Genomic DNA, 23,555 nt, shown 5'->3' with positions numbered 1-23,555 from the left:
CCCGGCAAGATAACGGCCGTTCCGCCCGGCGCCAAGTGCGGTGTCCCGTTGGTCACAGCCCTTGTGGCGGCGCGATGCCCAGGCGCGCGGCCAGCAGCGCGAGGGCCGCATCGTCCTCGGGGCTGCGGGGCGCCGCACGCGACAGGAAAAGCGTGGCCTGGCTGGCATGGATCAAGCCGTCCGAGAGGATTCGCAGATGGTTCGCCCTCAGCGTCTCGCCGGTCGAGGTGATGTCGGCGATGGCCTCGGCGGCGCCGTTGGCCACGGTGCCCTCGGTCGCGCCCTGGCTGTCGATCAGGGCATAGTCGGCAACGCCATGGGCGGTCAGGTGCTCGCGGACCAGCCGGTGGTATTTCGTCGCGATGCGCAGGCGGTGGCCATGCGCGGCGCGGAAGGCGGCGGCGGCGGCGTCCAGATCGTCCAGCGTGTCGACGTCGATCCAGGCGGCAGGCACGGCGATGACCAGATCGGCATGGCCAAAGCCCATCGGCGCGATCTCGGTCACCTGCGACGACCAGTCGGCCAGCTTGTCCCGCACGAGGTCCGATCCGGTGACGCCCAGATGGATGCGGCCCGCCGCGAGGTCGCGGGGTATTTCGCCCGCCGACAGCAGCACCGGCACCGCGCCGGGCAGCCCGTCGAGCGTCGCCGCATACTCGCGCCCCTCGCCGGTCTGGCGGATGGCGATGCCGCGCGCCGCGAACCATGCCAAGGCCTGTTCCATCAGCCGCCCCTTGGACGGCAGGCCGATCTTCAGCATCCTGCCCCCCCGAGCCGCAGGCCCATCTGCATGCCAAGTGCGGGCCCCTGCGCGGCCGACAGCTGCGCCACAAGCGCCGGGCGGATCACACCGCCAACGGCCGGAATCGAGCGGCCCTCGCCCAGGATCGCGGTCAGCGCGTCATAGCGTCCGCCCGAGGCCACGGGGGGCAGATCGGAGGCGACGAAGCTGAACACGAAACCGTCGTAGTATTCCATGGCGGTGCGGCCGTGGCTGGCCTCGAAGGCCAGGCGCCCCGTGTCCACCCCCCGCGCATCGAGCGCGTCAAGCCGGGCGGCGAACCGGTCGACTGCCGGGGCGATGGCGGGCAGCAGCGGCGTGATCCCGCGCAGATGCGCCAGGGCGGCGCGGGCCGGGGCGGTCAGCGTCAGCAGGTCATAGAGCAGCGCCGCCTCGGGGGCCGCAAGCGGCGGCGTGCCGGCATCGTCCAGCAGCGCCTGCGCGCGCGCCGCGATCTCGTCGGCGCCGCGCAGCCCGATGACCGGACCGGCGGCGGTGATCAGGGTGGCGGGGTCTGCCTGTGCCAGCCGTTCCAGCAGCGCCGCGCGTTCCACGGGCAGGGGCGCCCGCCCCGCAAACCGGTCGAGCAGGCGGCGGAACCGCTGTGGCCGCCAGATATGGCGCAGCAGCGCGGCGCGGCGGCGCTCGGTGGTGGCGAGGCCGCGCACGGCGGCCATCAGGATGCCGATGTCGCCGGTAACGGGGGTCAGGTTCAGCGGCCGCAGATGCCCCGCGAACAGCGCAAAGACCTCGGCATCCGCCTGTTCCGGCGCGCTGCGGTCGAACAGTTCGAACCCGACCTGCAGGTATTCGCGTGGGCGGTCGCCCGGGCGGTCCTGTGACCGGAACACCGGCCCCATGTAGCAGTAGCGCGCCGGATCGGCCCCGCCCGCCATATGGGCCTGCACCACGGGCAGCGTGAAATCGGGGCGCAGCATCATCTCGCCCGCCACCGGGTCGTGGGTGACATAGGCGCGGGCGCGGATGTCCTCGCCGTAGAGGTCCAGCAGGACCTCGGCCGGTTGCAGGATGTCGGCCTCGACCGGCACGGCACCGGCCTGCCGGAAGGCCGCAAAGGCGGCCTCGGCGGCGGTTCGGACGGCGGCGGCCCCGGGCGTCACGACAGCATCTTGCGGATTTCGGCCACCAGATCGGCGCGGGGAACCTCGACCTGCGCGGGGCGGTCCTTCCATTCCTCAAGCGTGGCGCTTTCGGCGATCTTCGCGCCCAGCACCAGGTCCTTCAGGATCACGGTTCCGGCGGCGGCCTCGTTCCCGCCCTGGATCACCGCGATGGGAGAGCCGCGCTTGTCGGCATATTTCAGCTGGTTGCCGAATTGCCTGGGGTTGCCCAGATAGACCTCGGCGCGGATGCCCGCGCTGCGCAACTCGCCCGCCATGGCCATGTAATCGGCCATCCGGTCCCGGTCCATCACCGTCACCACCACCGGGCCCGCCGTGTCGGCGGTGCTGCGGCCCTTGGCGCGCAGGGCGGCCAGCAGGCGGTCCACCCCGATGGAGACGCCCGTGGCCGGCACCTCCTGCCCGGTGAAGCGCTTCACCAACCCATCATAGCGCCCGCCGCCCGCCACCGAGCCGAAGTTGCGCGGTCGGCCCTTTTCGTCCTCGATCTGGAAGGTGAGTTCCGCCTCATAGACCGGACCGGTGTAGTAGCCGAGGCCGCGGACGACGCCGGGGTCGATCATGATGCGATCAGGGCCGTAGCCTTGGGCCTGGAGCAAGTCAGATATCTCGGCAAGCTCATCCAAGCCTTGAACCCCGGTCTGGCTATTCCAGACAATGCGTCGCAGGTGATCCTGAACAGCCCAATTCCAAGTGCGGCCTGCATATTCGCTTCGTTGATGCGGATCGGCGAGTTTCAAGCCCATGCCGCCGGGAATGCGATTGTCTGGTTTGGGAGGGCCGTTGAGCAGTTCTTGCTCAACAATGGCGGTTGCGCTCACAAACCCCATCACTACCTCGGCCTGGGCGTCACTCAACCCCGCGCCCTTGGTGAAATCCCCGCTCTCGTCGCGGCGCCCCTCGCCCAACAGCGCCCGCACCCCGTCCGGCCCCAGCCGGTCGATCTTGTCGATGGCGCGCAGGACGATGCCGCGTTCGGCCTCCTTGTCGTCGCCCGACAGGCCCGCGACCTCCATCACCCCGTTCAGCACCTTGCGGTTGTTGATCTTCACCACATAGTCGCCGCGCGGGATGCCGACGGCCTCCAGCGCATCCGCCAGCATCATGCAGATCTCGGCATCCGCCGCCACCGACGCCGACCCCACCGTATCCGCATCGCATTGATAGAACTGCCGGAACCGCCCCGGCCCGGGCTTTTCGTTGCGCCAGACCGGCCCCATCGCATAGCGCCGGTAGGGCGACGGCAGGTCATTGCGATACTGCGCCGCCACGCGCGCAAGGGGTGCGGTCAGGTCATAGCGCAGGGCCAGCCAGTCCTTGTCCTCATCCTGCCAGGCAAAGACGCCTTCGTTCGGGCGGTCGACATCGGGCAGGAACTTGCCCAGCGCCTCGACCGTCTCGACCGCGCTGGTCTCCAGCGGGTCGAAGCCGTAGCGCTGATAGACCCCGGCGATGGCGTCCAGCATTGCCTTGCGCTCGGTGACCTCGGCGCCGAAGTAGTCGCGGAAGCCCCGGGGCGGTTCGGCACGGGGGCGGCGGGAAGATGCGTCCTTGGCCATGGGAACCCTGTTCAGCCTGTCGCGCGCGGTGTAGCGGAAGGGGTGCGGGGCGGCAAGCCGGGGGCGGGGATGGAGCGGATCGAGCGGCTGGAAGAACGGATCGCGCATCTGCTGCGGACGGTCGAGGACCTGTCGGACGTCGTGGCGCAGCAGGGCGACGAGATCGACCGCCTGGTCCGCCGGGTGGCGCTGCTGATGGAACGCGAGGCGGCGCGCGAGGCCGAAGGCGGCGGCGGCGTGGTGCTGGGCGACGAACGCCCGCCGCACTGGTAGGCCGGGTCGCCCGGCCGTGCCGGTTTCGCGGTGGCGGGTCCAAGGGGGCGGTTGCACCCGGGCGTCGGCGGTGGTTTCAAGGGCCATGGCCGCGCTGATCCAGACCGAAACTGCCGATCGCCCCGTCGCGGGCGCGCTGTGGATGCTTGCCACGGGGCTCTGTTTCGTGGCCGTGACGGGCATCGTGCGCTATCTGGGCACCGATCTGCCGGCCGCGCAGTCGGCCTTCCTGCGCTTTGCCTTTGGCGCGGTATTCCTGATGCCGACGCTGGTTCCGGTGCTGCGGGCGGGATTCGCGCCGGGGGTGCTGGCATTGCACGCACAGCGGGGCATGGTGCATGTGGCGGCGGTGGTGCTGTGGTTCTATGCGATGGCGCGCCTGCCGGTGGCCGAGGTGACGGCCATCGGATACCTGAACCCCGTGCTGGTGACGCTGGGTGCCGCGCTGTTTCTGGGCGAAACCCTGGCGGCCCGGCGGCTGATCGCCGTGGGCGTGGCGATCTGTGGCGCGCTGATCGTGCTGCGGCCCGGCCTGCGCGAGGTGACCGACGGGCACTGGGCGCAGGTGGCGGCCGCCTTCTGCTTTGCCGCCTCCTATCTCTATGCCAAGCGGCTGTCGGCGCTTGCCGGTCCGGGTGCGGTGGTGGCGATGATGTCGCTGACGGTCACGCTGGGCCTTCTGCCCTTTGCGGTGTGGGTCTGGGTGCCCGTCAGTCTTGAACAGCTGGGTTGGATGGCCCTGGTGGCGGCCTTCGGTTCGGCGGCGCATTACTGCATGATGCGCGCCTTCGCCGCCGCGCCGCTTGCGGTGACGCAGCCGGTGACCTTCCTGCAACTCGTCTGGGCCACGCTTCTGGGCGTGCTGGTCTTCGATGAGCCGGTGGATGGCTTTGTCATCCTTGGCGGTGCGGTGATCATCGGGGCGATCAGCTATATCACCTGGCGCGAGGCGGTGCTGAAGCGCCGTGCCGTCACGCCGCCCCTCGCGGCGGGCTAGGCGATGGCAGGCCGGGCGCGCGCCGCATGGCTGGCAGCGATGCTGGTGGCGGGCACGGCGGCCGATGCGGCGCCCGTTGCCATCTGCGCCACCGTGCCGGGGGCGCCCGACGATCTGTGTTCCGCCTTTCTGGACCGCTTGCAGCAGAGCCATCCGGGCGCACTGGCGGGCCAGGACGCACGGGCGACGGTGCGGCTTGTCGTGCTGCGGGCCGGTCCGCGACGCATCGCGGCGCGGATCGACTGGCGCCAGGGCGACCGCTGGCGCAGCGGCCCGGTGATGGGCGCCGCCCGGTCGGGGGGCGAATGGGACAGGCCGGGCCTGACGCGGTTTCTGGACTGTCTGATCGCCCGCAGTCCGCAGCCCTGACGGCGACAGCGCGAGTTCTTCGCAAAGGCCGCTTTCCCGCCATCTTCGATTAAGTGCGGTTTCAGGCACCCGGGGCAGGGTCATCCCACGCGTGGGGACGCGAGTGGGGTTGGACGGATGCAGCGGCTCGATCTGGTCGGGACGGTGGGCGGCGCACGATTCGCCGTGCCCTCGGCGCATGTGGACATCGTGGCGGTGCCGGGCGGTTTTCGCGTGGTCAACTGGATCACGCGGGACTCGGTGACGCTTGCGGCCGTCGCGGGCGCGACGGGTGGAGAGACTGCGTTTGCCGCCCATTCCGGAACCCGTCTGCCGATGACGGTCGGCGGATTGTCCGGCTCGGTGCTGCCCGAGGTGGTCACGCTGGCGCGCGGACTGGATGGCGCGGCCTCGCTCACGGCATTTCTCAGCGCTTCGTCCATCACGACGACACAGATGGTGGAAATCGTGGCCGTGACGTCCGGCGGGGGAACCTGGGTCTATGCCGCGCGGCCCGCAGCGCAGGGGATTGCGGTGTTCGAGGTGCTGGCCTCCGGCGCACTTGCGGCGCGGCCGGGCGCGGCGGACAGCGCGGCGGCGCTGGCGTCCGGGGTATCGGCGCTGCTGGCGGTGCGGGTCGGGCCGCAGACGTTCCTTGTGGCGGCTTCGCTTGTCGAGCACGGGCTGACGGTGTGGCAGGTCGGCGCGGGTGGCGCGCTGACGGGCGGTGTCGCTATGGGCCCCGCACAGGGCCTGCCGGTGCAGGGGATCACTGCATTGCGGTCGGTCATGCTGGACGGGCAGAGCTATGTCATTGCCGCTGCGGCCGGATCGGGCAGCCTGTCGGTCCTGCGCATGGGGCCGGACGGGCGGCTGGTTCTGGTCGATCATCTGATCGACGATCTCGGGACACGGTTTGGCGGCGCAACCGTGCTCGACGCGATCGTGATCGACGACCGGGCGTTTGTCGCTGTGGCGGGCGCCGATGACGGCATCAGCCTGTTCACCCTGACACCGTCGGGCCGGCTCATACATCTGGACACACTGGCCGATTCGGTCGCCACGACCCTGGCGAACATCAGCGCCATCGCGATGCTCCGCGTCGGCAACGAAATCCAGGTGGTGACCATGTCGGGTGCCGAGGCAGGGGCGACGCTCCTGCGGATCAGCCTGGCGGGACTGGGGCAGGTGCTGGGCGCCTCGGCGTCGACGGGCATCGGCACATCCGGCCATGACCTGATGTTCCGCGCCGCGGGTCAGGGCACGCTGGAAGGGGGTGCCGGCAACGACATCCTGATTGACGGCGCAGGACAGGATGCCTTGCGCGGCGGTGCGGGGGCGGATGTCTTCGTGCTGACGGCAGACGGGCAGCCGGATACGATACTGGACTTCGAACCCGGCGTGGACCGTATCGACCTGTCGCTGTGGCCGTTCCTGCGCAGCACCTCGCAGCTGGCGGTGACGCCCACCGCGACCGGCGCGGTGATTGGCCATGGCGCGGAACGGCTGGTCATCGTGACCGCGACCGGGCGCCCCCTGACCGAGGCCGAGGTGCGCGGCTGGGCGTTGATCCCGGTGACGCGGGCGCTGCTCGACGGTGAGGTGCCGCCCGACCCGGGGCCCGGCGGCGGATCGTCCGGGCCCTCGGGCGGGGCGGATACGCTGGCCGGTGGCCCCGGGGCGGACCGGATCGCGGGCCTTGGCGGCGATGACGTGATCGCAGGTGGCGGTGGCGACGACACGCTGGAAGGCGGAGAAGGCAACGACCGCCTGTCGGGCGACACCGGCGACGACCTCATCGAGGGGGGGCCGGGGAACGACACGCTTGAGGGCGGAGAGGGCAACGACACGCTGATCGGCGGCCCGGGGGCTGACCGGCTGTTCGGCGGGGCGGGTTTCGATACGGCGGACTATGCGGCCGAAGATGCTGCGGTGCGCATCGACCTGTCGGGCGCATCGGCACCGGGCGGCGCGGCATCGGGGGACATGCTGGCCGGGATCGAGGCGGTGGTCGGCACCGTCCGCGACGACACGCTGACCGGCGATGCGGCGGCGAATGCGCTTTTCGGCGGTGGCGGCAATGACCTGATCGAGGGCGGGGCGGGCGATGACACGCTCTGGGGCGGGGCCGGAAACGACACGCTGTCCCCGGGGGCGGGCAGTGATGCGGTCTACGGCGGCGCGGGCGACGATCTGTTTCTGGCAGGCCCCGGCGCGACACTGTGGTTCGGCGGCGACGGCATCGACACGCTCAGCTTCGCCGAGGCGCCGGCGCCCGTGCGGCTGGCGCCGCTCGATCCCGGGTCGGGTGCCGGATGGGCCACGGGGCATGTGCTGGACGGTGTCGAGATCGTCCTTGGCAGCGCCTATGACGACCATCTGTCCACCGGCACCGGGACCGGATGGCGCCTGACAGGTGGCGCGGGGAATGACACGCTGCTCGGACTGGGCACCGATGTGTTTCTCGAAGGCGGCGACGGCGACGACCATATCGAAGGTGGCGCCGGCAACGATGCCCTGCGCGGGCAGGCCGGCAACGACACGGTCTACGGCGGCGCCGGGCATGACCTGATCCCGGTGGGCGACGGCAATGACCTGGTCTTCGGCGGTGACGGGAACGATACGGTGGGCGGCGGCAACGGCAACGACACCGTCCACGGCGATGGTGGCAACGATGTGCTGGTCGTCGGTCCGGGCAACGATCTGGTCTGGGGGGGGGACGGCAACGACAATGTCGGTGGCGGCTATGGCAACGACAATGTCTATGGCGGGCCGGGAAACGACACGCTAGCGGGAAGTTTCGGCGATGATCTGGTCGAGGGCGGGCCCGGCAACGATGCTCTGGGCGGCGGGGCGGGCCGCGACACGCTCGTGGGCGGCATGGGGAACGACTCGCTCGGGGGCGGTGACGAAGATGACCTTCTGTACGGGGGTGCGGGTGACGACCTTCTGTCGGGTGGCACGGGCAACGACCGGCTATGGGGCGGTGACGGCGCCGATCGGCTGAACGGCGGGTTTGGCAATGACACGCTCTGGGGAGGCGCGGGTGCCGATGTCTTCATCTTCTCGCAGCGGCGTGTGAGCGAGGTGGACACGATCGCCGATTTCCAGCAGGGCGCCGACCGTTTGCAGATGTCCTGGGTGCCCGGGGCCACGCCGGCCGCGCGGTTTGCCTCGCTGGCCATCGACAGCGTGACGGTCGATGGCCAGGTTCACGCGCGGATCGACTGGGGCGGCCATGCGATCCTGCTGGCGGGGATCGCGCCGGGTGATCTGGGGCCGGCGGATTTTCTGTTCGTGTGACCTGCGGGAAGATTGCGGCGCGCACCCAGGACTGCCCGAATAACGTGCGCCGCCCGGACACTGGCCCGCGATGCCGGAAGCTAGGGCTTGAGCCCCCGTGCCCTGCCCGATAAGCATGCGGCGCAACAGCAGGGATCGACATGACGGGACGCAAGGGGATCATTCTGGCCGGTGGCTCCGGTACGCGGCTCTATCCGATTACCGAGGGCGTGTCGAAGCAGCTGCTGCCGGTCTATGACAAGCCGATGGTGTTCTATCCGCTTTCGGTGCTGATGCTCGCGGGCATCCGCGAGATCGCCGTGATCACCACGCCCGAGGATCAGGCGCAGTTCCGCCGCCTGATGGGCGACGGCGAGCGCTGGGGCATCCGCATCGCCTGGATCGTGCAGCCTTCGCCTGACGGGCTGGCGCAGGCCTATATCCTGGCACGCGACTTCCTGAATGGTGCGCCGTCGGCCATGGTGCTGGGCGACAACATCTTTTTCGGCCATGGTCTGCCCGACATGCTGCGCGCCGCCGATCAGCAGCCGCAGGGTGGCACGGTCTTTGCCTATCACGTGGCCGATCCGGAACGCTATGGCGTCGTCGATTTCGAACCGGGGCCCGAAGGGCGCGACCGGGTGCGCAGGATCGTCGAGAAGCCGACGGTCGCACCCTCCAACTATGCGGTCACCGGGCTTTATTTCCTCGACGGAAGTGCGCCGGACCGTGCCGCGCAGGTGCGGCCCTCGTCGCGCGGCGAACTTGAGATCACCGATCTGCTGCAGACCTATCTGGACGAGGGGTTGTTGCAGGTCAGCCGGATGGGCCGCGGCTTTGCCTGGCTTGACACCGGCACCCATGGCAGCCTGCTGGACGCAGGCAACTTCGTGCGGACGCTGGAGGAACGGCAGGGCATGCAGACCGGCTGCCCCGAGGAAATCGCCTTTGCGCGCGGCTGGATCGACGCCGCGACCCTGCGCGCCGCCGCCGAGCGATACCGGAAAAGCCGTTATGGCGAGAACCTGTCGGCGCTGCTTGCGGCCGCGGCGCGCGATGGATGAGGTCGGCGCCCCGGGCCCGGTGCCCGAGGTTACCATCCTGATGGGGCTCTACAACGGGGCCCGCCACATCGAGGCGCAGCTGGACAGTCTTGCCGCGCAGGATCACCCGCACTGGCGTCTTGTCGCCCGCGATGACGGGTCGGTCGACGGAACGCCCGACCGTGTGGCCGCCTGGGCCCTGGCGCGTCCGGATGCCAGGATAGACCTGGGGCGGGGCCCCGGGCGGGGTGCGGCTGCCAACTATCTGCACATGCTGGCCGCGCTGCCGGAAAATCCCGGCTGGCTGGCCTTTGCCGATCAGGATGACGTCTGGCTGCCAGACCGGCTGTCCCGCGGTCTGGCGGCGCTCGCCCCCCGCCGGAAAGAGGTCGCGCTGTACTGCACCCGCAGCCTGATCACCACGGACCGGCTCGAGGGGCGCCGCCTGTCTCCGCCGCGCCCGCGCCCGGCGTCCTTTCGCAACGCGCTGGTCCAGAACATCGCCGCCGGAAACACCCAGCTGCTGACCCCGCCCGCCGCCGCGCTGCTGCGCGCTGCGGCGCAGGAGGCGGGCGATGTGGTGGTGCATGACTGGTGGGCCTATCAGATCGTGACAGGGGCGGGCGGCACGGTCGTGCATGATGACCATCCGACCATCCTGTACCGTCAGCACGAGGACAACCAGATCGGCGCCAACGATGGCTGGCAGGCACGCATCAGGCGGCTGGGGCAGGTGGCAGACGGCACGTTCCGGGGATGGAACGACGTGAACATGGTGGCGCTGCGGGCCTCGGCCGCACGCCTGACACCCGAGGCGCGTCGCCTGCTGGACGACTGGGACCGGATGCGCCACACCCCGGGCATGCCGCGTCGGCTGTGGCGGCTGGCCCGGCTGGGCCTTTACCGGCAGACCCTCGCAAGCACCCTGGCGCTGTGGTTGGCCGCCGTCATGGGGCGGCTCTGACCGGCACGCGGTGCCACCCCGGCCGGTTCAGCCGCGTGCTGCCGCCCAAGCCGCGCAGGCGGCGCCGAAGGCGCCGAACAGTGGCCGCGACACCGGATCGTCGCAGGCCCGCCATTCGGGATGCCATTGCACGGACAGCGTAAAGCCCGGCGCATCCCGGACATAGATCGCCTCGGGCGTTCCGTCGGGCGCGCAACCGTCGATCACGATGCGCGGGCCCGGCCGGGCAATTCCCTGGCCGTGCAGCGTGTTCGTCATCACCTCCGCCGCGCCCATCAGCCTGTGGAACGGGCCGCCTTCGGTGAACCGGACCGCGTGGCGCAGGGCGAATTTCTCCTCCAGCGTGCCGTCGGGTGGCATCCGGTGGTTCATGCGCCCCGGCAGATCGCGGATTTCCGGATGCAGCGTGCCGCCAAGCGCCACGTTGACCTCCTGAAACCCGCGGCAGATCCCCAGGAACGGCTGCCCCCGCTCGACGCAGGCGCGGATCAGGGGCAGCGTGATCGCATCGCGCCCCCGGTCAAAGGCGCCATGGGCCGGTGTTTCCTCTTCCCCATACTCGGAGGGATGGACGTTCGGCCGACCGCCGGTCAGCAGGAACCCATCGCAAAGGTCGAGCAGTTCGGCGACCGACACGAGCCGCGGATCGGACGGAATGATCAGCGGCAGGCAGCCCGCCGCATGGGCCACCGCCTCGGAGTTCGTGGCGCCGCAGGTATGGGCCGGGTAGCTTTCGTTCAGAAGATGCTGGTTGCCGATGATCCCGACGACCGCCCGGCGTGTCGTCGCAGGGCGGGCGGGGTCATGGCGGGACAGCGGGGACAGGTCGGTCATGGCGGGCGCGGGTCCGGTAACGGTCGCATGACAGGATAGCATCTGTTCGTGCGGGGTGAAGGGGAATCACCCTTCACCCCTGCACATCCAACGTGCGGGTGCCGCTGAAACGGGCAGCACCGCGCGGGCACGCAGCGTCATGCCATCCGATGCGGCGTCAGATCGCGGTCGAGGCGGTGACCCCGGCGGGCAGGGCCGATGGCGCCGGCGGTGCGACGGCCTCGACCGGCTTCGGCTTCTTGGGCGCCGGTGGCGGGATGATCAGGCGGTCGGCGCGGCTGCCGTCGGCCTTGAGCACGACGACCTTCGCCCCGGGTTGAACGCGCGCGGCCAGGTCGAGCACGTCCTGGTTGATCATGCGGATGCAGCCCGACGAGGCGTTGCGTCCGATCGACCACCATTCCGGAGTGCCATGGATCCGGTAACCATAGTCGCGTCCGTTGGTCTCCAGATAGATCGCCCGCGCCCCCAGCGGGTTGGTCGGGCCGCCGGGCTGGCCCTTTTCCCATTTGGCAAGCTTGGGGTCGCGCTCGATCATCTCGGGCGGGGGCGTCCATGTCGGCCAGGGTTTGGTCTGGGTCACCTGCGCCTCGCCCGCCCATTCGAACCCCGCGCGGCCGACCGAGATGCCGTAGCGGATCGCGGTCTTCGGCCCGGTCACGTAATACAGCAGCCGCTGGCCGGGATGGATGACGATGGTGCCCGGCACCTCGCCGCTTTCATAGGCAACGGCCTGGCGGCGATAGGCCTCGGGCAGCTTTTCCAGCGGCACCGCGACGATCGGGTGCGGGCCATCCATCGAGGACAGATAGATCTGCTCGGGTGGTGCGATCGCCGGGGTCGGCGCAAAGGCGGTCGGGCCGCCCTCCATGGTGCAGGCGGCGAGCGCGAGGGCAGAGAGGGCAAGGACAAGGGGGCGCAGGTGGGTCATTTCGCGGTCCGCTGGTGCCGGGCAGGAAGCGCCCGTTCACGCCGCAGGATACCGGCGGGACCGTGCGTCGTCAAAGCCTTGGGCGGCGCGCGCGGGTTTTCGCCTAGAGCGTGGTGCGCAGGTGCCAAAGTTCGGGGAACAGCTCGATTTCAAGCATCCGGCGCAGGTAGGACACGCCCGAAGTGCCCCCGGTTCCGCGCTTCAACCCGATCACCCGTTCCACCGTGGTCACGTGGTTGAACCGCCAGCGGCGGAAATAGTCCTCGAAATCCACCAGCTTCTCGGCCAGTTCATAGGCCTCCCAGTGGGTGGCGGGATCGCGGTAGACGATTTCCCAGGCTGCGCGCACGCCGTCATGCGCGGTCCATGCTGCGCGCAGGTCGCGATTCAGCACATCCGGCGGCATCGGCAACCCCGAACGGGCGGCAAAGCGCAGCGCCTCGTCATAAAGCGAGGGGCGCGCGAGTTCCGCCTCGAGCGCCGCCGTCACATCGGCCCGGTGGGCATGTGGCCGCAGCATCGCAAGGTTGCGGTTGCCGGCGGCATATTCGATCAGCCGGTACTGGTGGCTCTGGAATCCCGACGACTGGCCAAGGCCATTGCGGAAGGTCGAATAGTCCGCCGGGGTCATCGTGCGCAGCACGTCCCACGCACTGTTCAGCTGCTCGAAGATCCGGGCGATGCGCGACAGCATCTTGAACGCCTCGCGCGGACGGTCATCGGCAATCAGGCGCCGTGCAGCGTCAAGCTCGTGCAGCGCGAGCCGCATCCAGAGTTCCGAGGTCTGGTGCTGGATGATGAACAGGAATTCGTCATGCGCGCCCGTCAGCAGCGTCTGGGCGCCGAGGATGGCATCCAGGCGCAGGTAGTCGCCATAGGACATCCGCCCGTCAAACGACATCTGGGCGCCGTCCCGGGCAGGGTCGGGCGGCGTTGTCATGGCGCGGTCATGGTCAGGCGGCCGCGATGGCATCGACTTCGCACAGGAAGCGCGGCGCGGCCAGACCGGCAACGATCAGCAAGGTCGCCGCAGGCGGTGCGGCCGACCCAATCCAGGCATCGCGGCGCGCGCGATAGGTGGAAACGGAATCCGGCGTGTTTTCCGTAAGATAGACGGTGACCTTCACAAGATCGTCGCGGGTCATTCCGGCCTCGGCCAGCCCCGCATCGACATTCGCGAAGGCGGCATCCAGCTGCGCGGCCAGGTTGTCGGGCAGCTGGCCGTCCGGCAGCAGGCCCAGCTGTCCCGACAGCGTTAGCCAGCGTTGCGGTGCCTCGGTCAGCACCGCATGCGAATAGCCCGAGGCCGGCGGGGCAATCGTGGCGGGGTTCCATTTGCGATGCATCATGTCACCTTTGCGCGGGTCTTGTATTCGGGCCGGTCCCAGGCGCCGCTGCCCATCACATCGGCAATGATCGCCACGGCCGCGTCGACCTCGGTCGCGCCGATGAAAAGCGGCGTGAACCCGAAACGCAGGATGTCGGGTGCGCGGAAATCACCGATCACGCCGCGCGCAATCAGCGCCTGCATGATGGCATAGCCTTCGGGGTGCCGGAACGACACCTGGCTGCCCCGCTGCCCATGGTCGCGCGGGGTGGCAAGTGTCAGCGCGGGGCATGCCGCCTCGACGCCGGCGATGAAACGGTCCGACAACGCAAACGAGGCGGCCCGCAGCGCCCCCATGTCCACGCCGTCCCAGATGTCGAGGCTGGCCTCCAGCGCCGCGAGTTGCAGCACCGGCGGCGTGCCCACGCGCATCCGCTCGATCCCGCGACCGGGGCGATAGTCGGTATCGAAGGCGAAAGGCGCCTCGTGCCCGAGCCAGCCCGACAGCGCGGGACGGGCCAGGTCGGCATGGCGCGGCGCGACATAGATGAACGCGGGTCCCCCGGGGCCGGAGTTCAGATACTTGTAGGTGCAGCCCACCGCGAAATCCGCGCCGTCTCGCGCCACCGCGACCGGCAGGGCACCGGCCGAATGGGCCAGATCCCACACGATCAGCGCGCCGCACGCATGCGCCTTCGCGGTCAGCGCGGCCATGTCGTGCCGCCGGCCCGTGCGATAGTCGACCTCGGTGATCAACACGACCGCCACCTCGTCGTCGATCGCCTCAAGCACCGCTTCGGGTGCCACGGTCCTCAGCCGGTAGTTCTGGCCCAGGGTGCGGCACAGGCCGTCGGCCATGTAGAGGTCCGAAGGGAAGTTGCCGGTGTCCGACAGGATCACGCGGCGGCCGGGCCGCATCTCGATGGCCGACGCGAGCGCCTGGTAGACCTTGATCGACAGCGTGTCGCCCAGAACCACGGTCCCGGGTTCGGCGCCGATCAGCCGCCCGATCCGGTCGCCCAGGCGCGACGGCTGATCCATCCACCCCGCACGGTTCCAGCCGGTGATCAGCATCCTGCCCCACTCCTCGGTCACCGTCCGGGCGACGCGGGCGGCGGCGGCGCGGGGCAGGGGGCCGAGCGAATTGCCGTCAAGGTAGATCACCCCGGGCGGCAGGTCGAACAGGTCCTTCGTTGCGGCGAAATCGGTCATGCGTTTCTCCCTTGATGCCATAGAACCTGCAGGACGCATAAATTTCAAGCTTGAAATTGTTGGCGCCTGCGATCTGTGCTTGCCAGCGGGCAGGTTGGTCGGTCAGATGCCCGCGGGGAACATCGGAATGACCGTTCGCGAGATGATCGACCTGCCGCCGGTATGGCTGCTTGGCTGCCTGGGCGTGGCCAGGTCGCTTGACCTGCTTGTCCCGTGGAGCCTGTTCGGCCCGGCGGGCGGGCGCGTGGGTGCCGTGGTTGTCGCCATCGGGGTCGTGCTGATGCTGGCGGCCGCGGCGCAGATGGCGGCGGCCAGAACCACGCTTGTTCCGCGCCGCGAGCCCGCGGCACTGGTCACGGGCGGGGTGTTCCGGCTCAGCCGCAACCCGATCTATCTGGCGGACACGCTGATCCTGGCCGGGGCGATCCTGTGGTGGGACGTCGCGCATGCCGCGCCCCTCGTCTTCTTCTTCATGGCGCTGATCCAGTTCCGCTTCATCCTGCCCGAGGAAATGGCGCTGCGCCGCAGGTTCGGCGATTCCTATGACATCTGGGCCGCGCGCACGGGGCGCTGGATCAGTCCGCTGTGACATGCGGTGGAAATCAGCCGTTGAAATAATCTGTCGCGAAAGCTAGGACGCGCGAGGTTCGGCACTAGCTGACGCCCGGACACCAGACGGGGGAGATACACGGTGAAGATCGGAGCCTTGAGGGAAACCTATCCCGGCGAGAACCGGGTGGCGATGACGCCCGATTCCGCAGTCCAGCTTCAGAAACTGGGCCACGCCTGCGTCATCGAGACCGGCGCAGGTGCGCGCGCCGGGTTTTCCGACGCGCTCTATGCGGCGGCCGGTGTCGAGGTTCTGGCCAGCGCCGACGATGTGGTGGCGGTCGCCGATGTGGTGGTCAAGGTGCGCGGCCCCGAGGTTGCCGAGGCGCAGGCGATGCGGCCGGGCCAGACGCTGATCTCGTTCTTCTGGCCGGCCCAGAACGCCGAACTGCTGGAAATCGCCAGGGAACGCGGCGCGACCGTGGTCGCCATGGACATGGTGCCGCGCATCAGCCGCGCGCAGAAGATGGATGCGCTGTCGTCGATGGCCAACATCGCGGGCTATCGCGCGGTGATCGAGGCCGGGAACAACTTCGGCCGCTTCTTCACCGGGCAGGTGACGGCGGCGGGCAAGGTGCCTCCGGCCAAGGTCCTGATCGTGGGCGCGGGCGTCGCGGGCCTTGCGGCCATCGGCACCTCCGTCTCGCTGGGCGCCATCGTCCACGCCTTCGACGTGCGCCCCGAAGTGGCGGAACAGATCGAATCCATGGGGGCCGAGTTCGTGTTCCTAGAATTCGAGGACAAGCAGGACGGTGCCGCCACCGGCGGCTATGCCGCGCCGTCCTCGCCCGAGTTCCGGGAAAAGCAGCTGGCCAAGTTCCGCGAGTTGGCCCCCGAGATGGACATCGTCATCACCACCGCCCTGATCCCGGGCCGGCCTGCGCCAAAGCTCTGGACCACCGACATGGTCGAGATGATGAAGCCCGGTTCGGTGATCGTCGATCTTGCCGCCGAACGTGGCGGCAACTGCGACCTGACGGTGCCGGATGAAAAGATCGTCACCGAGAATGGCGTGACCATCGTCGGCTATACCGATTTCCCAAGCCGCATGGCGGCGCAGGCATCCACGCTTTACTCGACCAACATCAGGCACATGCTGACCGATCTTACGCCGAAGAAAGACGGTGTGATCGTGCACAACATGGAAGACGATGTGATCCGGGGTGCGACCGTTGCGCATCAGGGCGCGATCACCTATCCGCCGCCGCCGCCCAAGATCGCCGCGATCGCCGCCGCGAAGCCCAAGGAGAAGGTGCGCGAACTGACGGTCGAGGAACGGCGCGCGCAGGAACTCGCGGCATTCAGGAAGCAGACCCGTGATCAGGTGGTGCTGCTGACGGCTGGCGCCGCCGTGCTGCTGCTTGCCGGCCTGGTGGCGCCCGCAAGCTTCATGCAGCACTTCATCGTCTTCGTGCTGGCGGTATTCGTCGGCTTCCAGGTGATCTGGAATGTCAGCCACAGTCTGCACACGCCCCTGATGGCCATCACCAACGCGATTTCCTCGATCATCATCCTCGGCGCGCTGATGCAGATCGGCTCGGGGTCCTATCTTGTGATCCTGCTCGCCGCACTGGCGGTGTTCATGGCGGGGATCAACATCTTCGGTGGCTTCCTGGTCACCCGGCGCATGCTCGCCATGTTCCAGAAATCGTAGGGAGTCGGCGACGATGGATTACGGATTCACCACCGCCGCCTATGTGGTTGCGGCCGTGCTTTTCATCCTCAGCCTCGGGGGCCTTTCCGGGCAGGAAAGCGCCAAGCGCGCGGTCTGGTACGGCATCACCGGCATGGCGCTGGCCGTCCTGGCCACCCTGATCGGTCCGGGTGCGGGCAACTGGTTCGCTTCGGTCGTGATGATCGGCATGGGCGGCGCGATCGGCTGGGTCGTGGCGCAGCGCGTGCAGATGACCGAGATGCCGCAACTCGTGGCCGCGATGCACAGCCTTGTGGGACTTGCGGCGGTATTCGTGGGCTTCAACGCCGATATCGAACTCGCCCGCGTGCTGGCGCTTGACGCGACGGCGCGCCAGGCCCTCGACGGATTTGCCGCCGTCCTCGCAAAGAAGGACGGCGTGGAAATCGCCATCCTGCGGGTCGAGGTGTTCCTCGGGGTGTTCATCGGCGCCGTCACCTTCACCGGCTCGGTCATCGCCTTCGGCAAGCTGGCGGGCAAGGTGGACACGACCGCAAGGAAACTGCCGGGCGGCCACCTGCTGAACGCGGCGGCCGCGGCGGGATCGGTGCTGCTGGGCGTGATGTATTTCAACGACGCGGGCAGCTGGACGCTGGTGCTGATGACGCTTCTCGCGTTCTTCATCGGCTATCACCTGATCATGGGCATCGGCGGGGCAGACATGCCGGTGGTCGTGTCGATGCTGAACAGCTATTCCGGCTGGGCGGCCGCCGCGATCGGCTTCAGCCTGGGCAACGATCTGCTGATCGTCGTCGGTGCCCTGGTGGGGTCCTCCGGCGCGATCCTGTCCTACATCATGTGCAAGGCGATGAACCGGTCGTTCATCAGCGTGATCCTCGGCGGTTTCGGCACCACCACGGGCCCGGCGCAGCAGATCACCGGCGAACAGATCGCCATCGACACCGAGGGCGTGGCGGCGGCGCTGAACGATGCGGATTCGATCATCATCATTCCGGGCTATGGCATGGCGGTGGCGCAGGCGCAGCAATCGGTCAGCGAACTGACCCGCAAGCTGCGCGCCAGGGGCAAGACGGTGCGCTTTGCCATCCACCCCGTCGCCGGACGCCTTCCCGGCCACATGAACGTGCTTCTGGCCGAGGCGAAGGTTCCCTATGACATCGTGCTGGAGATGGACGAGATCAACGAGGATTTCCCCGACACCGACGTGGCCATCGTCATCGGGTCGAACGACATCGTGAATCCCGCCGCGCAGGAGGATCCGAACAGCCCCATCGCCGGGATGCCGGTGCTGGAGTGCTGGAAGGCCAAGCAGGTGTTCGTGTCGAAGCGCGGCCAGGGCACGGGCTATTCCGGGATCGAGAACCCGCTGTTCTACAAGGAAAACACGCGGATGTTCTATGGCGATGCCAAGAAGTCGCTGGATGCGCTTCTGCCGCTTGTCGACTGACCGGCGGGGCGGGCCACCATTGCGGTGGCCCGTCCGGTCTCGACCGTCCGCGCGGCACCGCAGCGACTTTTTTGCCGGTATCCGACAGTATTCCGCGCGGTCGCCGATGCGCCCCGGGTTGGTCGTTGACGACCGGTCCCGTTCCGCTACCGTCCCCGCAACGCGAACGAGACCGCCATGTCCCCAGTCCCAGACCATCCGCAACGGCTGAACACGGTCGCCGAACTGCATGCGCGGCCGTTTCCGTCGCTGGATGCGCCCTGCCACGCGGTCTATGTGGCCTTCAAGGAACCCGTCGATGCCGCCAACCGCGACCGGGCGCGCGATGCGGCGCATCTGGACGCGCTGCTTGACCACTACAGCGCACCCCACGCGGCCGAAGGGGCCACGCATTTTTCCGGTCCTATCGGCAAGTATGACCTGAAGTGGGAAAGCCACACCGAGTTCGTGACCTATTCGGCATTCGGCAAGGGGCTTTCGAAACGACCCTTCGATCCCGCCGAGGCCGAGGTCTTTCCCGAGCCGTGGGTTGCGGGCGCGCCGGGCAAGCGACTGGTCTCGCTGCTGGTCCGCGTCGAGTATCTGCCCGACGACCTGGGCGATGTGCTGACCCGGCTCGACGACTGGTTCGTGCCGGAAAGCCTGACGGCGGCGTGGGTTCTCGAAGGTGCCGCGATCGTGGCCGGCGATTTCCGCATTGATCCGGCGGGCCACATGCGCTTTGCCGTCTTCGTGAAGCCGGGAACCGGCGCGCGGCGGATCGGCCGGATCGTGCAGCGCGTCTGCGAGATCGAGACCTATCGCGCCATGTCGATGCTGGGGCTGATGCGGGCGCGGCAGCTGTCGTCGCGGCTGAATGCGCTTGATCCGCGGCTGTCGGCGCTCGTGTCCGGGCTGGACCGCGCCGAGGGCAGCCCCGAGGCGGCATTGCACGACCTGCTGGTGATTTCATCCGAGCTGGAAGGTCTGGCGGTGCAGTTCCAGTTCCGGTTCGGTGCAACCGCGGCCTATGAGGCGATCGTCAACGACCGGATCGCCGTGCTGCGCGAAGCCAGGATCGAGGGGCGCCAGTCCTTCACCGAGTTCATGCGCCGCCGCTATGACCCGGCGATGCGCACGGTCAAATCCGCCGAGCTGCGGCTGAAAGCCCTGGGCGAACGGGCGCAGCGGGCCGCCGAACTGCTCCGCACGCGCGTCGATGTCGAGCGCAGCGCGCAGAACCAGAAGCTTCTGGAAAGCATGGACCGGCGCGCCGACCTTCAGTTGCGGTTGCAGCGAACGGTCGAAGGGCTGTCGGTCGTGGCGATCAGCTATTACGCCGTCGGCTTGGCTGCCTACGTTCTCGTGCCTCTGGCAGAACCGTTCGCGCTGTCCAAGCCGGTGGTCACCGCCGCGCTTGTGCCTGCCGTCATGCTGGGCGTGTGGTATGTTCTGCGGCGCCTGCGCGGCCGCCTGCACTGAGCACCCGGTCGGTGGCGATGGCGCCACCCGCGATCGCCGCCAGCGTCAGCACGGCGGCAACCGAAAGCGCGGGCACGCCGGACAGCCCGGCGCCCAGGGTGCAGCCCCCGGCCAGCACGCCACCGATCCCCATCAGCACGGCGCCCGCCGCATACCGCCCGGTCTCGCGCGGTGCCGAAAAGCTCTGCCAGCGGAATGACCCGGCCCCGAGCGCGGCCAGCAGCGCGCCGGCCAGTGTGCCCAGGAACAGCCCCGTGCCAAAGGCCGGGGCGATAGCGGTGGACGCAATCGTCCAGAACAGCGTATCGGCCGCCGGCAGGGTAAAGCTCAGCGCCTCCATCGGGATCGGGTCAAAGTCGTCAAGCAGGACCAGTCCCGTGCCGACCCAGGCAATCGGCACCAGCAGGCCGATGGCGACGCCCGCGACGATCTGCAGCGGGGAAAGCCGTCCGCGCAGCGCCAGGGCCAGTGCGGCGGCCGCCAGAACGAACGCGGCAAGGCCGGGCAGGGCGGCGTTGTCACCCAGCGGCAGCGTGACCCCGGCAACGGTGGTCCGCAGCGGCGACAGCACGCCCTTCAGCATCGCATGGGCGACCACGGCAAAGACGATCAGGACCATGGCGGCGCGCAGGTTCCCGGTGCCCGCAAGCACCGTCAGCCGCGAGGCGCAGCCGCGCGTCAGGACCATGCCCGCCCCGAACAGCGCCCCGCCCGCGAGGACGGCCAGCACCGGCAGGTCGGCCGCGAGGAACCGATGCTCGTCAAAGCTGATCCACCCGGCCGCCACGGCGCCCTGCGAGCCAAGGATCGCGGTCACCAGTGCCAGCATCCACAGGCCGAGCGCCTGTCCCCGCTCGGCCGCGGGGCCGACAAGCCCGCGCCGCAGGCAGAAGCCCGACCGTTCGGCAAGCGCCCCGAAGGTCAGGCCAAGGACCAGACCGAAGATCACGGAGGCCGCGCGGGGCGTCAGCGTCTCGAACCCCAGTTCTGCAAACATGATCGCCTCCACGCAGAAGATTATCCTGAATGCAGTGAATTTTCCCGGTGATCAAGGCTGCGGGGGCGCCGCATTCGCGCCGGAACGCGGCGTTTGTTCCGAATCCGGCAGAGCGTCCGGACGACGTTCCGCAGCCGCGCGGATTCAGTGGTCCATTGTCGTGCTGCGCCCGTCGGCAGGGTTCGCGCCGTCCTTATTTCTCGGGCAAAGCCGTCCAGCGCATCAGGACGCGCAGCGTGGTGCGATTCTCGACCTCGACGAAACCTGCCCTGGCGAGCGACGGGACAAGCCCGGTAAAGCCCTCGCCCCAGGCGAACGATCCCCCCGGCCGCCGCGCTGCGGCCTCGACGGCCGCTGCCCCATGGCTTGACGCATGGGCGCAGGCCGCTCGGGCCAGCTGCGTCATCACGCCCTGCCGCCGCAGGTCGCGGCGGATGAAGAAGCACGACAGCGCCCAGGTCCCGGGCGGCGTGTCGGCGGCCGGGCGTGCGGATGTTGCGGTCTGGAACCGCGGAACATCGGCGCGCGGGGTGATCTGAACCCAGGCCGCCGGCCCCTGGTCGTCATGCGCGATCAGCCCGGGCGGATGGTCGGCCACGAGCGTCTCGAACCGCACGCGACGTTCGCCAGCGGGAAGCGCCGCACGCTCCCGCACCGGCAGGCGCCAGTGCAGGCACCAGCAGCCGCGCGCGACCGGGTCCGCCGCAAACAGCGTGCCGAGATCGCCCATCAGGTCGGGCGTCAGCGGGCGGATGTGCAGCGTCATCGGCCCCGGATGCGCGGATCCAGCGCGTCACGCAGGCCGTCACCCATGTAGTTGACCGAAAGCACCAACGCGGAAAGCACGATGGCGGGCCACAGCACACGTTCCGGCGACAGGTTGATGTAGGGCATCCCGTCGTTCAGCAGCCGCCCCCAGGTGGGAAAGTCGGGCGGAAAGCCAAGGCCAAGGAAGGACAGCGCGCTTTCCGTGATCACCGCGTTCGCCACGCCCAGCGTCGCCGACACCATGATGGGCGACAGGACATTCGGCAGGATGTGCCGGGTGATCATGCGGCGCGCGGGCGTTCCGATGGATTTCGAGGCCAGCACGAATTCCCGCTCCTTGATCGCCAGAACATCCCCCCGCACGATCCGCGCGGTGTTCATCCATGACGTGATCGAGATCGCCGTCACGATCAGGATGAAGATGCCGGTCTCCGGCCCGAAGCGCAGCACCAGCTGTTCCCGGAACAGCAGCACCATCAGCAGCAGCAGCGGCAGCAGCGGCAGGGCCAGGAACAGGTCGGTCAGCCGCATCAGCAGGCCGTCGATCCGGCGGAAGTACCCCGCGAGAACGCCCACCAGCGTGCCGATCACCATCGACAGGAACATCGCGGCCAGCCCCACCGCGATGGTGATCTGTCCGCCCGCCATCAGGCGGGCCAGCATGTCGCGGCCCAACTGGTCGGTGCCCAGCGGAAAGGCCATGCTCGGCCCCTGTTCCCGCATCCGGATGTTGATGTACTTGGGATCGACCGTCCAGATCAGCGGGCCGATGAACACTGCCGCGACCAGGAAAAGGAACACGAAGGTGCCGATCAGCGCGCCCTTGTGGGTGCGGTACTGATCCCAGACATCGCGCCACTGGCTGCGCGGTTTCTCGATTGCAACGTCAGTCATAGCGGATCCTTGGGTCGAGGATGCCGTACAGCACGTCGGCGATCAGGTTGAACAGAACGATCAGCACCGCGAAGATGAAGCTGATGGTCAGCACCATCGGCGCGTCGTTGCCCTGGATCGACAGCAGAAGCTGCTGGCCAAGGCCGTTCACCTTGAACACGTTCTCGGTGATGATCGCGCCGGTAAAGACACCGGGCACGCCAAGCGCGATGACCGTGACGACCGGGATCATCGAATTGCGCAGAACGTGCTTCATCACGACCACCCGTTCCGACAGGCCCTTGGCCCGCGCGGTGCGCACATAGTCCTGTGTCAGGTTGTCCAGCATCGAGGCGCGCATGTAGCGGCTGATCTGCGCAGCATTGTAGAGCGCCAGCACGAAGACAGGCATGACCATCTGGCGCACCTGTTTCCAGAAGCTCGCCCAGTCCGTCACCTTCAGCGTGGTGTCGTAGATCGAGGGAAACCAGCCCAGCCAGACCGAGAACACGACGATCAGCACAACCCCGGTCACGAAGGTCGGGACCGAGAAACCCACCATCGAGATGAACGTGCCGACCTGGTCGAACCAGGAATACTGCCGGTAGGCGGAAATGATGCCGATCGGCAGGGCGATCAGCACGCCGACCACGTATCCCATGCCCACCACCGTCATGGTCTGGGGCAGGCGCTCGAACATGGTGTCGAAGACCGGGCCGCGCGTCTGATAGCTCAGGATGCGCTGTGCGCCCCCGGCAAGGTCGGTGCCAAGCGCGGCATCGATCCAGTGGGCCGGTTCGGTGATGAACAGCGACTTGATCCACAGCAGGTAGCGGACATGCCAGGGCTGGTCGAGGCCCAGCGCGATGCGCATCTTCTCGCGCACTTCGGGCGGAATCGTCAGCGGCATGTCGGCCAGCGGGTCGCCTGGCGCGAGTTCCAGCAGCAGGAAGATCACGAGACTGATGAACAGCAGCGTGGGGATCGCCATCAGCAGGCGTCGGATGGTGAAGGTCAGCATGTGCGTGGCGGCCCCGGAAAAGGGAAAGGGGG

The 23,555-nt window shown here is 68.7% G+C and carries 22 protein-coding genes; 10 read left to right on the top strand and 12 right to left on the bottom strand.

All coding sequences use genetic code 11. From position 1 onward, the window contains the following. Window positions 1–52 precede the first annotated feature (52 nt). The 3 genes from KF887_13500 to hisS are packed head-to-tail and all read right to left on the bottom strand — an operon-like array spanning window position 53 to window position 3,482. On the bottom strand, window positions 53–760 hold the full coding sequence (locus tag KF887_13500) for an ATP phosphoribosyltransferase (protein QYK40433.1): 708 nt from the start codon (window positions 758–760) through the stop codon (window positions 53–55). Next, window positions 754–1,974, bottom strand: a complete 1,221-nt coding sequence (locus KF887_13495) for an ATP phosphoribosyltransferase regulatory subunit (protein ID QYK40432.1) — start codon at window positions 1,972–1,974, stop codon at window positions 754–756. The genes KF887_13500 and KF887_13495 overlap by 7 nt, the downstream gene beginning before the upstream one ends. Then, a complete protein-coding gene (gene hisS, locus KF887_13490) occupies window positions 1,899–3,482 on the bottom strand; it encodes a histidine--tRNA ligase (protein ID QYK40431.1) in 1,584 nt (527 codons plus the stop codon). The genes KF887_13495 and hisS overlap by 76 nt, the downstream gene beginning before the upstream one ends. A gap of 78 nt (window positions 3,483–3,560) precedes the next feature. On the opposite strand from hisS, the gene KF887_13485 reads away from it, so the two are divergent. The 6 genes from KF887_13485 (at window position 3,561) to KF887_13460 (ending at window position 10,389) form a co-directional block, all read left to right on the top strand. Continuing rightward, window positions 3,561–3,755 carry a SlyX family protein gene (locus KF887_13485; GenBank protein ID QYK43576.1) on the top strand — a complete coding sequence of 65 codons (195 nt, stop codon included), beginning with the start codon at window positions 3,561–3,563 and terminating at the stop codon, window positions 3,753–3,755. 142 nt (window positions 3,756–3,897) lie between these two features. Continuing rightward, a complete protein-coding gene (locus KF887_13480; protein ID QYK43575.1) occupies window positions 3,898–4,752 on the top strand; it encodes a DMT family transporter in 855 nt (284 codons plus the stop codon). A 3-nt stretch (window positions 4,753–4,755) separates the two neighbouring features. After that, a complete protein-coding gene (locus KF887_13475; protein QYK40430.1) occupies window positions 4,756–5,121 on the top strand; it encodes a hypothetical protein in 366 nt (121 codons plus the stop codon). Window positions 5,122–5,238: 117 nt separating this feature from the next. Beyond that, complete coding sequence (locus tag KF887_13470) at window positions 5,239–8,403, top strand: calcium-binding protein (GenBank protein ID QYK40429.1); 3,165 nt, start codon at window positions 5,239–5,241, stop codon at window positions 8,401–8,403. Between the two features lie 140 nt (window positions 8,404–8,543). Beyond that, window positions 8,544–9,446, top strand: a complete 903-nt coding sequence (gene rfbA, locus KF887_13465; protein ID QYK40428.1) for a glucose-1-phosphate thymidylyltransferase RfbA — start codon at window positions 8,544–8,546, stop codon at window positions 9,444–9,446. Next, the gene (locus KF887_13460) at window positions 9,439–10,389 is read left to right on the top strand and encodes a glycosyltransferase (protein ID QYK40427.1); all 951 of its coding nucleotides are present in this window, start codon (window positions 9,439–9,441) and stop codon (window positions 10,387–10,389) included. The genes rfbA and KF887_13460 overlap by 8 nt, the downstream gene beginning before the upstream one ends. A gap of 27 nt (window positions 10,390–10,416) precedes the next feature. Here the strand turns inward: KF887_13460 and KF887_13455 are convergent, their stop codons facing one another. From KF887_13455 to kynU, 5 genes are all read right to left on the bottom strand, one after another. Then, on the bottom strand, window positions 10,417–11,223 hold the full coding sequence (locus KF887_13455; protein ID QYK40426.1) for a gamma-glutamyl-gamma-aminobutyrate hydrolase family protein: 807 nt from the start codon (window positions 11,221–11,223) through the stop codon (window positions 10,417–10,419). A gap of 157 nt (window positions 11,224–11,380) precedes the next feature. After that, on the bottom strand, window positions 11,381–12,154 hold the full coding sequence (locus KF887_13450) for a L,D-transpeptidase (GenBank protein QYK40425.1): 774 nt from the start codon (window positions 12,152–12,154) through the stop codon (window positions 11,381–11,383). A gap of 103 nt (window positions 12,155–12,257) precedes the next feature. Next, complete coding sequence (gene kynA, locus KF887_13445; GenBank protein ID QYK40424.1) at window positions 12,258–13,094, bottom strand: tryptophan 2,3-dioxygenase; 837 nt, start codon at window positions 13,092–13,094, stop codon at window positions 12,258–12,260. Window positions 13,095–13,107: 13 nt separating this feature from the next. Beyond that, complete coding sequence (locus tag KF887_13440; GenBank protein ID QYK40423.1) at window positions 13,108–13,503, bottom strand: RidA family protein; 396 nt, start codon at window positions 13,501–13,503, stop codon at window positions 13,108–13,110. Beyond that, on the bottom strand, window positions 13,500–14,693 hold the full coding sequence (gene kynU / locus KF887_13435; protein QYK40422.1) for a kynureninase: 1,194 nt from the start codon (window positions 14,691–14,693) through the stop codon (window positions 13,500–13,502). The genes KF887_13440 and kynU overlap by 4 nt, the downstream gene beginning before the upstream one ends. Window positions 14,694–14,820: 127 nt before the next feature. Between kynU and KF887_13430 the strand changes: the two genes are divergently transcribed. From KF887_13430 to KF887_13415, 4 genes are all read left to right on the top strand, one after another. Beyond that, complete coding sequence (locus KF887_13430) at window positions 14,821–15,282, top strand: isoprenylcysteine carboxylmethyltransferase family protein (GenBank protein QYK40421.1); 462 nt, start codon at window positions 14,821–14,823, stop codon at window positions 15,280–15,282. Window positions 15,283–15,384: 102 nt separating this feature from the next. Further along, window positions 15,385–16,956: a Re/Si-specific NAD(P)(+) transhydrogenase subunit alpha gene (locus KF887_13425; GenBank protein ID QYK40420.1), complete on the top strand. Its 1,572-nt coding sequence runs from the start codon at window positions 15,385–15,387 to the stop codon at window positions 16,954–16,956. A gap of 13 nt (window positions 16,957–16,969) precedes the next feature. After that, window positions 16,970–18,403: an NAD(P)(+) transhydrogenase (Re/Si-specific) subunit beta gene (locus KF887_13420; GenBank protein QYK40419.1), complete on the top strand. Its 1,434-nt coding sequence runs from the start codon at window positions 16,970–16,972 to the stop codon at window positions 18,401–18,403. A gap of 177 nt (window positions 18,404–18,580) precedes the next feature. Next, a complete protein-coding gene (locus tag KF887_13415; protein ID QYK40418.1) occupies window positions 18,581–19,864 on the top strand; it encodes a DUF3422 domain-containing protein in 1,284 nt (427 codons plus the stop codon). Here KF887_13415 and KF887_13410 read toward each other — a convergent pair. The 4 genes from KF887_13410 to KF887_13395 all read right to left on the bottom strand — a co-directional run bounded on the left by KF887_13410 (window position 19,812) and on the right by KF887_13395 (window position 23,523). Further along, a complete protein-coding gene (locus KF887_13410; protein QYK40417.1) occupies window positions 19,812–20,861 on the bottom strand; it encodes a YeeE/YedE family protein in 1,050 nt (349 codons plus the stop codon). The genes KF887_13415 and KF887_13410 overlap by 53 nt on opposite strands. A gap of 193 nt (window positions 20,862–21,054) precedes the next feature. Next, on the bottom strand, window positions 21,055–21,627 hold the full coding sequence (locus KF887_13405; protein QYK40416.1) for a GNAT family N-acetyltransferase: 573 nt from the start codon (window positions 21,625–21,627) through the stop codon (window positions 21,055–21,057). After that, window positions 21,624–22,523: an ABC transporter permease gene (locus KF887_13400; protein ID QYK40415.1), complete on the bottom strand. Its 900-nt coding sequence runs from the start codon at window positions 22,521–22,523 to the stop codon at window positions 21,624–21,626. Before KF887_13400 ends, KF887_13405 begins: the two co-directional genes overlap by 4 nt. Then, window positions 22,516–23,523: an ABC transporter permease gene (locus KF887_13395; protein ID QYK40414.1), complete on the bottom strand. Its 1,008-nt coding sequence runs from the start codon at window positions 23,521–23,523 to the stop codon at window positions 22,516–22,518. Before KF887_13395 ends, KF887_13400 begins: the two co-directional genes overlap by 8 nt. Window positions 23,524–23,555: the final 32 nt, after the last annotated feature.

The organism is Paracoccaceae bacterium, from assembly GCA_019454225.1.
Taxonomy (GTDB): Bacteria; Pseudomonadota; Alphaproteobacteria; order Rhodobacterales; family Rhodobacteraceae.
The sequence above is the reverse complement of the archived record's forward strand: the minus strand, read 5'-3'. Positions and strand labels throughout refer to the sequence as shown.

What these genes read in the sequence shown, in the direction of transcription:
- KF887_13500 (QYK40433.1), bottom strand. Translation starts at nt 760, where the DNA reads ATGCTGAAGATCGGCCTGCCGTCCAAGGGGCGGCTGATGGAACAGGCC.
- KF887_13495 (QYK40432.1), bottom strand. Translation starts at nt 1,974, where the DNA reads ATGGAAGGACCGCCCCGCGCAGGTCGAGGTTCCCCGCGCCGATCTGGT.
- hisS (QYK40431.1), bottom strand. Translation starts at nt 3,482, where the DNA reads ATGGCCAAGGACGCATCTTCCCGCCGCCCCCGTGCCGAACCGCCCCGG.
- KF887_13480 (QYK43575.1), top strand. Translation starts at nt 3,898, where the DNA reads ATGCTTGCCACGGGGCTCTGTTTCGTGGCCGTGACGGGCATCGTGCGC.
- KF887_13475 (QYK40430.1), top strand. Translation starts at nt 4,756, where the DNA reads ATGGCAGGCCGGGCGCGCGCCGCATGGCTGGCAGCGATGCTGGTGGCG.
- KF887_13470 (QYK40429.1), top strand. Translation starts at nt 5,239, where the DNA reads ATGCAGCGGCTCGATCTGGTCGGGACGGTGGGCGGCGCACGATTCGCC.
- rfbA (QYK40428.1), top strand. Translation starts at nt 8,544, where the DNA reads ATGACGGGACGCAAGGGGATCATTCTGGCCGGTGGCTCCGGTACGCGG.
- KF887_13460 (QYK40427.1), top strand. Translation starts at nt 9,439, where the DNA reads ATGGATGAGGTCGGCGCCCCGGGCCCGGTGCCCGAGGTTACCATCCTG.
- KF887_13455 (QYK40426.1), bottom strand. Translation starts at nt 11,223, where the DNA reads ATGACCGACCTGTCCCCGCTGTCCCGCCATGACCCCGCCCGCCCTGCG.
- KF887_13450 (QYK40425.1), bottom strand. Translation starts at nt 12,154, where the DNA reads ATGACCCACCTGCGCCCCCTTGTCCTTGCCCTCTCTGCCCTCGCGCTC.
- kynA (QYK40424.1), bottom strand. Translation starts at nt 13,094, where the DNA reads ATGACAACGCCGCCCGACCCTGCCCGGGACGGCGCCCAGATGTCGTTT.
- KF887_13440 (QYK40423.1), bottom strand. Translation starts at nt 13,503, where the DNA reads ATGATGCATCGCAAATGGAACCCCGCCACGATTGCCCCGCCGGCCTCG.
- kynU (QYK40422.1), bottom strand. Translation starts at nt 14,693, where the DNA reads ATGACCGATTTCGCCGCAACGAAGGACCTGTTCGACCTGCCGCCCGGG.
- KF887_13430 (QYK40421.1), top strand. Translation starts at nt 14,821, where the DNA reads ATGACCGTTCGCGAGATGATCGACCTGCCGCCGGTATGGCTGCTTGGC.
- KF887_13420 (QYK40419.1), top strand. Translation starts at nt 16,970, where the DNA reads ATGGATTACGGATTCACCACCGCCGCCTATGTGGTTGCGGCCGTGCTT.
- KF887_13415 (QYK40418.1), top strand. Translation starts at nt 18,581, where the DNA reads ATGTCCCCAGTCCCAGACCATCCGCAACGGCTGAACACGGTCGCCGAA.
- KF887_13410 (QYK40417.1), bottom strand. Translation starts at nt 20,861, where the DNA reads ATGTTTGCAGAACTGGGGTTCGAGACGCTGACGCCCCGCGCGGCCTCC.
- KF887_13405 (QYK40416.1), bottom strand. Translation starts at nt 21,627, where the DNA reads ATGACGCTGCACATCCGCCCGCTGACGCCCGACCTGATGGGCGATCTC.
- KF887_13400 (QYK40415.1), bottom strand. Translation starts at nt 22,523, where the DNA reads ATGACTGACGTTGCAATCGAGAAACCGCGCAGCCAGTGGCGCGATGTC.
- KF887_13395 (QYK40414.1), bottom strand. Translation starts at nt 23,523, where the DNA reads ATGCTGACCTTCACCATCCGACGCCTGCTGATGGCGATCCCCACGCTG.